Source organism: Ruegeria sp. CDSA241 (genome assembly GCF_059611265.1).
Window position 1 is genome coordinate 1 of the sequence record NZ_JBXWPF010000034.1, and the last position, 10,626, is coordinate 10,626.

The 10,626-nt window shown below is 52.6% G+C and carries 7 protein-coding genes and 2 pseudogenes; 5 read left to right on the forward strand and 4 right to left on the reverse strand.

What is annotated here, in order from left to right; all coding sequences use genetic code 11:
* Positions 1 to 416: 416 nt before the first annotated feature.
* The 3 genes and pseudogenes from AC2FJV_RS19940 to AC2FJV_RS19950 all read left to right on the forward strand — a co-directional run.
* A pseudogene (locus AC2FJV_RS19940) lies at positions 417 to 620 on the forward strand (IS6 family transposase); the annotation flags it as partial.
* A gap of 571 nt (positions 621 to 1,191) precedes the next feature.
* A complete protein-coding gene (locus tag AC2FJV_RS19945) occupies positions 1,192 to 3,252 on the forward strand; it encodes an adenylate/guanylate cyclase domain-containing protein (protein ID WP_496714468.1) in 2,061 nt (686 codons plus the stop codon).
* A gap of 511 nt (positions 3,253 to 3,763) precedes the next feature.
* The gene (locus AC2FJV_RS19950) at positions 3,764 to 4,225 is read left to right on the forward strand and encodes a hypothetical protein (protein WP_142640399.1); all 462 of its coding nucleotides are present in this window, start codon (positions 3,764 to 3,766) and stop codon (positions 4,223 to 4,225) included.
* Positions 4,226 to 4,405: 180 nt separating this feature from the next.
* On the opposite strand, the gene AC2FJV_RS19955 is transcribed toward AC2FJV_RS19950, so the two are convergent.
* The 3 genes from AC2FJV_RS19955 to AC2FJV_RS19965 form a co-directional block, all read right to left on the reverse strand.
* Complete coding sequence (locus AC2FJV_RS19955; protein ID WP_142640398.1) at positions 4,406 to 5,482, reverse strand: DUF2652 domain-containing protein; 1,077 nt, start codon at positions 5,480 to 5,482, stop codon at positions 4,406 to 4,408.
* A 202-nt stretch (positions 5,483 to 5,684) separates the two neighbouring features.
* On the reverse strand, positions 5,685 to 6,098 hold the full coding sequence (locus AC2FJV_RS19960; RefSeq protein ID WP_496714469.1) for an ester cyclase: 414 nt from the start codon (positions 6,096 to 6,098) through the stop codon (positions 5,685 to 5,687).
* A gap of 124 nt (positions 6,099 to 6,222) precedes the next feature.
* Positions 6,223 to 6,753: a TetR/AcrR family transcriptional regulator gene (locus tag AC2FJV_RS19965; protein ID WP_496694680.1), complete on the reverse strand. Its 531-nt coding sequence runs from the start codon at positions 6,751 to 6,753 to the stop codon at positions 6,223 to 6,225.
* A gap of 681 nt (positions 6,754 to 7,434) precedes the next feature.
* On the opposite strand from AC2FJV_RS19965, the gene AC2FJV_RS19970 reads away from it, so the two are divergent.
* On the forward strand, positions 7,435 to 9,093 hold the full coding sequence (locus tag AC2FJV_RS19970) for an AMP-binding protein (RefSeq protein ID WP_496714470.1): 1,659 nt from the start codon (positions 7,435 to 7,437) through the stop codon (positions 9,091 to 9,093).
* Positions 9,094 to 9,409: 316 nt separating this feature from the next.
* A pseudogene (locus AC2FJV_RS19975) lies at positions 9,410 to 9,517 on the forward strand (IS6 family transposase); the annotation flags it as partial.
* Positions 9,518 to 9,984: 467 nt separating this feature from the next.
* Here the strand turns inward: AC2FJV_RS19975 and AC2FJV_RS19980 are convergent.
* The gene (locus tag AC2FJV_RS19980; protein ID WP_496714472.1) at positions 9,985 to 10,410 is read right to left on the reverse strand and encodes a hypothetical protein; all 426 of its coding nucleotides are present in this window, start codon (positions 10,408 to 10,410) and stop codon (positions 9,985 to 9,987) included.
* Between the last annotated feature and the right edge of the window lie 216 nt (positions 10,411 to 10,626).

Sequence of the window (10,626 nt, forward strand, 5' to 3'; positions counted from 1 at the left end):
TGCCCGAAGGTCTTCCTCTCAGCAATCGCCATCGCAGCTCTCGTCATCTATTGGCTATGAGTCCTGACCCTAGTTGGCTGGCTTCGATGTGCTGAAAGGCAACTCGATCCAATGCTAGCATCCAGGGCTAACGCCTGAGATCTGGCAAGTGTTAGCCCACAACGCACCTCCAGGTAGCGGCCGCCGCCGTCTAGAGATCAGATTAGATGCCGTTCGCCATTTCTTGGTGCGGTGTGTTTGCGCGACGGGTGACAAACCAATGCTTTGCCCATTCGGCACAAAAGGCCACGTTTATCCAGAAGCGCCCTTATATATTTGGATTAGTGGTTGGCGGTACTGGTTCTCAATAGACTTTATTATTCTGTCGCTGGAGAAAACAACATTAATGACCAGCCCAAAATTGACAGGAGCATCCGGTGACGATCTCATTCAAGGGCTCGCATTTCCCAAAAGATGTGATCTTGCACGAGGCGTTTTTCTATCTGCGCTACTCAGTGTCGTATCGGGATCTGGGAGAAATCCTGGCTGAGCGCAGAGTTAAGGTTGATCACGCGACGCTGAACCGTTGGATCGTCAAATATGCGCCATTGATTGCCGACAAGGCACGTCGCCATAAGCGAAACTGCGTCCGCCTCTGCAACGCTCGATGGGATTGCAGTTGCGCAGATGATCAGAAAGGGTCAGTTCGGAGTCGGAATCTGCCCGGTCAAGCAGTTTACGAACCAAACCGTATGAACTTAGTAAATTCCAACCAGCCCTTACACTTCAGAGAATTTTGCGACAAAGCCGCTAAGATCATATCGAACTTGCGAATTCGGGCCAACGGCGGCTCTTCCCGCAATATGCGGCGGGAAGGGCAGAGTAGATGAACGGCAGATTCCTTTCGCGAGCTGTTAGTTCGTAGACCCGCCGATTTTGTGGCTGCGGCGAATGTCTCCTTTGATGAGCTGCAGCGCAGTGGTGGGACATATCTGCCAATGGCAAGTTCAGGCGGCCCGTTCATTTGCACACAGCGTCTGGCAAAATCGCAAAGGTCAGTTACAGTAGCCAATGTTCAAGCGCCCGCTTCAACACAATGCTTTGCTGCTACCTAACAGTTGCGTGAGATTTCGGGATAGGTCTAAAAAGTTATGCCCTCCTAGCAATCTCAATTCAATACTGAAGAATATGAGTAATTTGGCGGAGATTTAAGTGCGACTTAGCGTGGGCATCGCTGTGTCAATTCTGGTGGCTGTGTCTATCGGAGTGTCGACCTTTATTGTCCATTCCCTATGGTGGACGACTGCGCGCGACAATAGCCGCATGCTTGCAGCTGAAATCAACGGCCAGATAGCGAACACTGTCCGCATCGAGGTGGGGGTGACGCTTAGGTCGGCCGAAGCCGCTTGGGCAGCCGTTCGCACGATCTTTGTCCAGAACGTCATCGCGACGCGACAGGCCGACAAGCGCGAGTTTGTTTTTCTGTCGCAACTGCAGGCGCAGCCGAATATCTCATGGATGTTCTTTGGCTGGCCCGATGGCAATTTTTTCGCGTCGCACCGTCTAGGTGACGGCGGGCTTGAGATGATTGAAATCGACAAGGGGATCCGCGACCGAATGCTGCGGAAGGATCGCTATATCTTTATCCCCGGTGACATTCAGTTCGAGGAGCGGACCTTTACTGAAACATCCTATGATCCGCGCGAACATGCCTGGTTTGAAAACTTCATGGGGCTCAGCTCTGCGGGGTGGATCGAAACGCGCGACCTTCCGGATAGTAAAAAAACCGTTTACGCCTTTGCTGGTCCGATAGACGTCAACCGAACGCGGCAAGGTGTTCTGGCCGTTGCAATCGAAACGGATCGTTTGTCACGTTTTCTCGCCACGCTTGCCCCCGGCGAATTCGGCGCGGCATTTATTCTGAACGCTGACGGCAAAGTTATTGCAGTACCTGATGCAGAAGCGGATGAGATTACCCCGGCGCGCATGGGCGAAGGGAAGCTTTATGAAGTTGCCATGATCTCAGGCGAAAGGTTGTTGGCAGATCCCAAAGCGAATGCCCAAGGCACGCTGACGAAACGTGTCGTCATCGACGGCGTGCCTTATGCGGTGGCGCTGACGCCACTGGGGTTTTACGGCTGGCGCGTTGCCACGGTCATACCCGAAGCGGCGTTTCTGTCGAGCATCGATGAAGCGCTGATAAACTTGATATACGTTTTGATCGGTGTGGTGGTCGTCGCAACCGGGCTGGCGATCTGGCTGATCCGAAGCATTGTCGCAAATCCGTTGGCACGCATCGCCGAAGATCTTGGTAAAATCGAACGCTTTGACGTCGAACGCATTGAGCGCAGACCCTCCAGACTGTCTGAGCTTGCCAATCTTTCTGCGGCAACCGCGAGCATGGCCGCTGGTTTGTCCGCTTTCCGAAAATACGTGCCCACCGATCTTGTGCGTATGCTGGTTGCTGAGGGCATCAAGATACAGCCGGGCGGAGAAATGAAACAGATCTCTGTGTTGTTTTGCGATGTAGCGGGTTTCACAGGGCTGTCCGAAAAACTAGGCCCAAATATTGTCCAGCTGATGGAGCCCTTCTTCAGCGCAGCCTCTGCGGCCATTACTCAAAACGGTGGGACGATCGACAAGTTTATTGGCGATGCCGTGATGGCGTTTTGGGGGGCGCCGCGTAAAGATGCCAATCACGCTGAAAATGCTTGCCGCGCAGCGCTGGACCTTGTCGCCGCCGTGGGCGCGTCCGGAATTGAAGATGAGGCCGGCAACCCCCTACGCGTCAGGATCGGGGTGAACAGCGGCGAGGCTCTGGTCGGAAATATCGGATCAGAGCAGCGGTTGAACTACACCGCGATTGGTGATGTCGTGAACGTTGCCAGTCGGTTGGAAGGGGCCAACAAAGACTATGGAACGCTGATCCTGGTCGGGCCGGAAACGAGGCGACAGGCCGCTGACGCAATCGTGGTCCGAGAGTTGGACACGCTTACCGTGTTTGGACGTGTTGAAGAGCTGGTGGTCTACGAACTGATCGCGATGGCGGATGGGCGTGTTGGATCATTTGCCTGGATAGAGGCTTATGAACAGGGCCTTACACATTATCGGACAGGGCGGTTTGAAGAGGCCGTTGCCGCATTCGCGGCCGCAGACCAGGCGCGAAACGGAGACCCCGCCTCAGTCGCCATGATGATCCGCGCCCAAGACCTGTTAGACAGGCCGCCAAAGGAAGGCTGGCGTGCGGTTACTAGCACCAACAAGAACCAGTAGGTAACTTCCGTTAAAGTTAAGGGGCTTCGGGAAAGTCCGACAAGTCTCGCGTTGTGTGTGCTCAGCGCGCCGGGGACTTCGCTCGCAGTGAATGTCCGGAAAGTGGGTTGCGACCGCGGCATCACCACCCGGTAGCCAATGTCCGGTTTGGGCCGTCTAGGAAAACGACCCTGTGGCTCTAAATTTCAAAAGCTTCCGCGATGGCCAATGTGCCCTCCAACTCTAGGCCAGGATACCGTACCGTCCTATCCATTTTTGTATGTTCAGGCAGAAGTCGCTTATTGCGCAGATTGTCAATGTTTCTGCAGATCTGAGTAACCTCGGCTCACCTCTTAGAATGCGTTCCCTTGGTGCTCGCCTCAAGGTCTATGGGCTTCACCCATTCCCGGACAATCCGCACATACAGGCGGGTTGAGACGAGCGGGCGCTCATGAATAGCGGAAATTAACATGCCCGTCGTTTGCTAATGTCACTAATACTCTTAAGGTGAATGGAGCCTTAGGAGGCCTTAATGAAAAACCTAATTTTGATCTCGGTCTTGGCCGCTACTAGTACTGCGACCAGTGCCGAGGAGCAACGCATCGAGCTTAATAATTTCTATCCGCTTTCTCAGGAAAACTTTGACCTTGGTGATCATATTTTCCACATCGCCGACAACAAAGGAGGATTTGAAGTTATCGAAGGTCCTGTTGACGGCGGGCTTGCTCGATGCCTTGGATCGGGGTTCGGTTACCAAGATGGGACCAACTCAATCTCCGGAATATGCATTTTTGGTGAGGGCGAAGACACTTTCACGATGCGTTGGAAAGCAGGTGAAAAAGGCGCGGCTAACTCTTGGGAAATTATCGTCGGAACCGGGCGCTATGATGGAATGACTGGCGAGGGCATAGCCACGACGGACATTGTGTCGATGTACCAAGCACTACCTTTGAGGCGAACCCACATAGTAGGAACCGTGGAAATCCCTGAGTGAAATGTTGTCCCTGAGTTTATGACGGGTAGGGCCGTTGGATTGATCGTGGGAAGCAGGGCATGGGAAAACGTTACTGTTGCTCCAATGTTCGGTAGGTGATGGCGTCAGACATCATACACATCACAGAGAGCAGCATTTCGCGGTTGCCGACGCAATGTAAGCCGTCCCATCAAAGCGCTCTTACTTCGAGGCCTTGAGTTGTTCGTCCAGATCAGAGAACGATGCGGCCCAGAATTCTGCCAGGAACGCTGAAACCTCCTGTTCTGAGATTTCCGACCTATTGCCTTCGGCATCCGTCGCTTGACCCATTGTGTATCGCAAGTCGGTGCCAGAGTTCGTTTGCGTCAGCTGATATGTCTCGGGCAGGCTTACTCCAGTGCGCGCCGGATCCTGGATGCAGGTCGAGAAATAGTCGAACGGTTCCCAATCAGTGATGCGATAGAAAAAGTCCGCCAATTCGTGAGAGCAATGATATTCCGACCCGTTGCTGAGGCGCCCTTGCGGGCTGTCGACGGTGATATCCTGAACACGGTTCATCCATTTCAGCTTTAGTTCAGGCGCGACCAACGCCTCCCAGACGACTGCAATTGGAGCATCGAAATGATGGCTGAAGGTCCAAACTCCGTCTTCCTTGGTCAAAAAATGGCGCTCGCGGTTGGTACGCAAACGTTCCCAAGATTTAGCCAAATCGTAGACCTTCATCGAAACCTCGCCAAAATGTTCGATGTCCTGTGAAAACGGTTCCACTATGCCTTTGATATCCATGGCGTTTGCAGCGGCCTCGCTAAACAGCGCGTAACTGCGTACACCGGTGGCTTCAACAACGTTCGTCTTGGCCATTCGGTGGACCAGAACAACGTCGGCGCCGGAAAAGTCTTTTACCGGGCCAAGTTGCATTTCTTCGAACTGGCCATGATGGGTGATAACCTTCAAATCCAGCCCTCCGACATTGGCACACGCGTTGCAGGTACAGGTTGTGTTGGCAATTATGTCCTGCCGACGAAGAGCAAATGCGTTGTAGAGATTCTCGCAGATGGTCAGGAAGGTCTCGCCGGAGGGGAAATCCTGCCGGGTTGAATATGCCAGAACGGCATCGCCTTCGGTTTTCCAGAAATGGAGCGGATCACCTACCTGTTCGACCAGTACGCCCAGCAAGGAATGCAAAATCGGATTAGCGTGATCCATTTCCGAAGTGGTCAAAAATTGTGTGTAGCCGGAAATGTCGGCGATCAACAGATATCCAGTTTGTGTTGACATGGCACGCTCCCCAAAAGAGTGTTTGGCGCGGTTATTTTGACCTACAAAGGGTTCAAAACCACTTTGGGTCCAAATGCGCCATAGACGGTCATCATGGTGTGTAGGCTGGAGCTCAGACGCAAAGTTGCCGGTGAGAGCCCGAAGTGGTTACCAAGTTCCCGCAATACAGCCCCTAAATGGCGCCGCCGCTATAGCGACGTCACTACGCCCATCCGAGTTGTTTTAGAGAGTGCCCATCATTCCAGATTTTGGTCATTCGGGCGATCTTATCACCTTCAAATTCCATAACGTAGGCATAGTTGGTTGCGATTTCTTTGCCGGTGGCAGGAACTGGTCCACCTTCACCGGTTTGTTTGCCGCTGAATACTGCTGTGGCCGTTACGATGTTGCGTTCGTGATCAGTCGAGAATGAGGTGATGTCGTAATTGCCATCTGGGATTGGGGTCAAAATTCCCGCCGTCCAGGCTGTATAATCTTCGATTGTCGAGATATCGACCAATGCGTCGGCTTCGCATGTAAAAGTGGCACCGTCCTGACAGTATGTCTTGCAGACGTTCCAGCCTTTGCCTGTTTCGCATGCATCAAAGAAGGCCATAGCCGTTTCGGAAATACTCATCGTGCTTCTCCTATCCCTGTTTCACTAGCGTCCAGCGCGTCGTTGCCTTCAATTCCGTCTGGATGGGATAGTTTTAGAACATTTATTTTAAAAAATCAATTTTAAAATAAATGAGGGATGAACTTCACTCGCGAATTTCCCTCATGATCAAGTCGTAAAAGTTTGGTATCACGTGCTTTTTTTCGTCGTGCCGCCCATACAAGACGGTCCCGTGAACGCAAAAAACCACAAAGCTTGCAAGCTGCGCTGTGTCCTTTTCCGCCCCGATATCTCCATCCGCCTGGGCATTACGAAGAGCAGTTTCAACCAATGACTCGACTTCTGCGCAGAACGCGCCCACCTGTTCAGCGGCCTCAGGACTTATCACATGTTTCTGCGCAAGGTGGTTCATCATCAGGCAGCCCTTGTATTCCGACTTGGCGGCCCCCAAAAAAACGTTTCGGAGAAACATTTCGACGCCCTCTAAGTTAGGGTTGTCGATCAGAATACGATAGCGCGGCCCGATAACATGATCGCGGTAATGATCCAAAGCTGCTGAAAACAATCCTTCCTTGTCTCCAAACTCCTTGTACATGCTGGCCGTGTTCAGCCCGGTTTCGCGGACAACGTCACTTATCGATGCAGCTTTGTAGCCGTTTTGCCAAAAAACACCCATGGCTTTTTCAACTACAGCTTCGCGTGAATATGATCTTGGTCTACCCATCGGAGTATATTAAAATGATCATTTAAAAATCGCAACACGTACCGTCTGAGCAAGATCAGGAAAAACCGTTACGCAGGGTAGAATCTTCGTGAACTGCCACGTTTTGCATGGTGCGCTCTTAAATTCCAACTCGCAGGCAAGTAGTTGATTTGTCATTGCTCCGTGTAGCGGGAATGCTCCCGCGTTTTCTAAAATTGACGTCAGGATTGACAGCCATTCTTATTGTTCAAACCAACCGCAGTAAATGCGCGGCTCAATTTTCGCATCCCAGCGCGGCCTTCAATGACCGGTTCGATGAAATTCGCTGAGAGGCAAAGTTCCGATGGTCGAACGAGCCTGCCCTGACCTAGACCATTTGCACGAGCAATGCAGCATGATTTACAGCCTGGCCGCGTATCCCCGAAAATGTGAATCTTGACGCGTTTAGGTATCTCTGTAACGAGCGTCGGCTCACTCCCATTTCATCTGCCATGCATTGGACCGTTGCCCTACCGTCTCGTGCCAAATCGAGCTTTGGTTCGGGACTGAATGGACCACTCGTGGCGCGCAGATGTTCGCGTAATCTCCAACGTAGAAATTTGACCTATTTGAGTGCAAGGTAATTACGGGCTGCATTTGGAGGAATACGTTTTGATGGAATCGAATTCTGACTCTGGGACTTCCTCAGAATACTCCAAAGCGGTGGAGGGCTTTGATCTGGACCTCGCAAAGTCTGTCTTTTTCGGCAATTTCAGCGGCGGGATCAATGCATGCGTAGAATGCTGTGACGCCCATTTGCAGGGCAATCCCATGGCTTTGAACTGGATTGCATTGGACGGGCACCATGAGACCCGCGACTTTAAGCAGTTGCGCGACGAAGCTGCGCGTTTTGCCAATTTGCTTAAGGAACAAGGCATCCAACCCCGCGACATCGTGGCGGGTCTGTTGCCGCGCACCCCGGATCTTGTGACAGTTGTTCTAGGCGCCCTCCGGGCAGGTGCGGCCTATCAACCTTTGTTTACAGCCTTTGGGCCCAAGGCCATTCAGGACCGTTTGACCATGAGCGGCGCGAAGATGGTTGTGACTGACGCCGCGAACCGCAAAAAGCTCAACGAAGTGGAAGGTTGCCCGCCTGTCGCGATGATTGCTGACACACGACAAGAGGTTGTTGGGGGAGACATTGATTTCCGCCGGGCAATGGCCTCGCAATCGCCTGAGTTCGTCCCGGTTTTGCGGAACGGCGATGACCTGATGTTAATGATGGCGACATCTGGAACTACAGGTCCCGCAAAAGGAGTTCCCGTGCCCCTAAAAGCTCTGCCTGCCTTTAGATCTTACATGATCGAAGGGATCGGTCTGCGGCATGAGGATGTTTTCTGGAACATTGCCGATCCGGGCTGGGCCTATGGTCTATACTATGCGTTGATCGGTCCGCTACTATTGGGTCATGCAACCACTCTGGTCGAGGGACCATTCACAGTGGACAGTACATATGACGTGATTTCGAGATTGGATGTGACTAACTTTGCAGGCGCGCCTACTGCGTTTCGACTAATCATCGCCGCCGGAACCGAGCGCGCGGCACAGCTGCGCGATCAGATCCGGTGCATCAGCAGCGCAGGCGAGCCGCTAAACCCCGAAGTCATCCGCTGGTTCGAGACCGAACTGAATGCGCCGATCAAAGATCACTATGGGCAGACCGAAACGGGTATGCTGGTGAATAATCATCACGGGCTCGAACATCCGGTCCGTCCGGGATCGGCCGGCTATGTTATGCCGGGATACAGGGTCGAGGTTCTGGCCGATGATGGCAGCATCGCCGATTTCAATGAGCCTGGTCAATTGGCCGTCAACATCGCGGATTCACCTCTCTTGTTCTTTAGCGGCTACCTGAACAAGGGCAACAAATCGATCGAGAACGGATACTATCTTACCGGGGACACGGTGGAGCGGGACGAACACGGATGTATCACTTTCGTAGGGCGGAACGACGACGTCATCACCTCTTCGGGGTATCGCATCGGACCGTTTGACGTTGAAAGCGCCCTGATTGAACACCCTTCTGTGACGGAGGCGGCAGTCGTAGGCGTGCCGGACAAGGAACGGACCGAAATAGTGAGAGCGGTGGTCGTACTGGCGGAAGGCACAGAAGGTAATGAGGAGTTAGCTGCAGAGCTGAGGGATTATGTCAAACAGCGCCTTTCTGCACACGCCTATCCTCGGCTTATCGAATTCGTCAAAGAACTGCCGAAGACACCCAGCGGCAAAATTCAAAGGTTCCTGCTCCGAGAAGCGAGTGTCGGCGCCACTTGATCTAGCCTCTCGAAGGCAAGCTTCGTCGTTCAAATACATGGCAATTCTGCTGGGCAGCGAACGGCGACTTAGTCCGCACTGTGTGAATTGACCGTTCCAGCCTCGCTGCGCTGCACCAATGGCCGGTTTCATCGCCGCGTCACAGCGCCAGATTTCGAGCGCATGCAGCATTTCTTCCGTAGCGAGCGCGCACCGCGAAAAATCACAATGACCGGGTTGGGCCGTTCGTATCGATAACGATAATGGGAGCCATTATCGTTACTGGTTTGCACTCGCAAACTTATCATTCACCTGCACGCAGTGCTGTATTAAGTGGTCGGCTACGGCAACTTTTGCAGGTATCGAGGTGGCGCACATGATCCGCAAAGGCCAATTCAAGCCTGGACTCTGTTCATTCAAACAATTCGCTGAGCTGACCGTCTAGCTCCAATCCGATCGTTAAAACAGCTCGTCGTGCTCAAAATTTTGCAACAAAACCGGCTACGTCCCGATCGGTGAGTGACTTTGGGCTGCAATCTGTTTTTGTAGCAAATCCCGAGCCTGCCGTCTCGTTACCGGGCTCTAGGTTTCAGCCGACATATCGGCTTCCACCCAGAACACCCCAGCATGATCTCCCTGACGCAGTAGTCCCTGAACCGTCTCTTGTGAGCCGGCGCAGGGGTTTTGGGTCATGGTCGGTCCATACCGTGGTGATCTTCCCATTATACCGGGTGGCCTTTCAGTATTGAAGCGCAGCAGTTACCGGCATTACATCGCAGCCGGACCTAAATTCTCCCGCATTCCAGAATAGCTAGCATTCAGCTGGGCTAAGATTGCCAAGTGGACAAGCGATATCATAAATAATTTCCGCAAAACCCTCGATGATAACCCCAAACCCTGCCGCGATAATGATCACGGAACCAATGAGGTATCGACCATCTTCTTCAACTTGACCAGGCATTTGGTTTTCTTGAATTGACCCCAATTCAGGCGAATACCGTCTTCGATTGCGTATCCACCAGTATCAGTTCCGATCAAATTAACATCCGACAAATCCCAGCTCCAATTCGGGTTTATTGCGGGATACTGCTGAGTGGCGGACAGGTTATTTTGACCCAGATGGCGCTCTGAAGGTAAAGCGAAGCCAAAGCCGGAAGAATTGGTGGTTTGGTAGGTATTGGCCATCCCATCAGCGTGATTGACTGTTTGCGAAACTGATGAGTGAACTTTGTGCGCAAACCCGCGTTGGCTATGGTCACGCAACGGACCAGCGGTGGACGTTCCGGCACTCAGGACAATGGCGAATGCGGTGACGGATGTAATCAGTGTCTTTTTCATTTCTTGGTCCCTCTAGGTTGAGCGTGTCTGATACGCTGTAGGTGGAACCAATTTGGAAATTTGAGGTTCGGATTTATTGCGCTGACAGGTCAAGGTTTTGAGAAAAGGCTTCAAGTTGACGCCTATCCCCGCCAGCATGAACTAGGGTCAGGACTCATAGCCAATAGATGACGAGAGCTGCGATGGCGATTGCTGAGAGGAAGACCTTCGGGCACC

Coding starts and splice junctions, on each gene's coding strand:
- AC2FJV_RS19950 (WP_142640399.1), top strand. CDS start 3,764: ATGAAAAACCTAATTTTGATCTCGGTCTTGGCCGCTACTAGTACTGCG.
- AC2FJV_RS19955 (WP_142640398.1), bottom strand. CDS start 5,482: ATGTCAACACAAACTGGATATCTGTTGATCGCCGACATTTCCGGCTAC.
- AC2FJV_RS19960 (WP_496714469.1), bottom strand. CDS start 6,098: ATGAGTATTTCCGAAACGGCTATGGCCTTCTTTGATGCATGCGAAACA.
- AC2FJV_RS19965 (WP_496694680.1), bottom strand. CDS start 6,753: ATGGGTGTTTTTTGGCAAAACGGCTACAAAGCTGCATCGATAAGTGAC.
- AC2FJV_RS19970 (WP_496714470.1), top strand. CDS start 7,435: ATGGAATCGAATTCTGACTCTGGGACTTCCTCAGAATACTCCAAAGCG.
- AC2FJV_RS19980 (WP_496714472.1), bottom strand. CDS start 10,410: ATGAAAAAGACACTGATTACATCCGTCACCGCATTCGCCATTGTCCTG.